The organism is Streptomyces sp. JW3 (assembly GCF_052216785.1).
Classification (GTDB): Bacteria; Actinomycetota; Actinomycetes; order Streptomycetales; family Streptomycetaceae; genus Streptomyces.
The window spans coordinates 1-345 of the sequence record NZ_JBQOUX010000286.1 but is presented as its reverse complement, the minus strand read 5'-3'; the positions used below and the strand labels follow the sequence as shown (position 1 = coordinate 345).

The following is a 345-nucleotide window of genomic DNA, read 5'->3' as shown; positions in this document are numbered from 1 at the left end:
CTGCTCGAAGCCGCCGTGGTGTACGGCTACTTCCCGTGCGTCTCCAAGGACGACGACCTGATCGTGCTGGACGACGCCGGCAACGAGCGCACCCGGTTCACCTTCCCGCGGCAGCGGCGCGGCCGGCGGCTGTGCCTGGCCGACTTCTTCCGCCCGGAGGAGTCCGGCGAGACCGACGTGGTCGGCTTCCAGGTGGTCACCGTCGGCTCCCGCATCGGAGCGGAGACCGCCCGGATGTTCGAGGCCAACGCCTACCGGGACTACCTCGAACTGCACGGCCTGTCCGTCCAGCTCGCCGAGGCCCTCGCCGAGTACTGGCACGCCCGGGTCCGCTCCGAACTGGGC

Annotated in this window: 1 protein-coding gene; it reads left to right on the top strand. The window is 71.0% G+C overall.

Annotated features, from left to right (window positions below):
* A partial coding sequence (locus tag ACTT8P_RS38530) for a vitamin B12 dependent-methionine synthase activation domain-containing protein (protein ID WP_442836440.1) occupies positions 1-345 on the top strand: 345 nt, incomplete at both ends.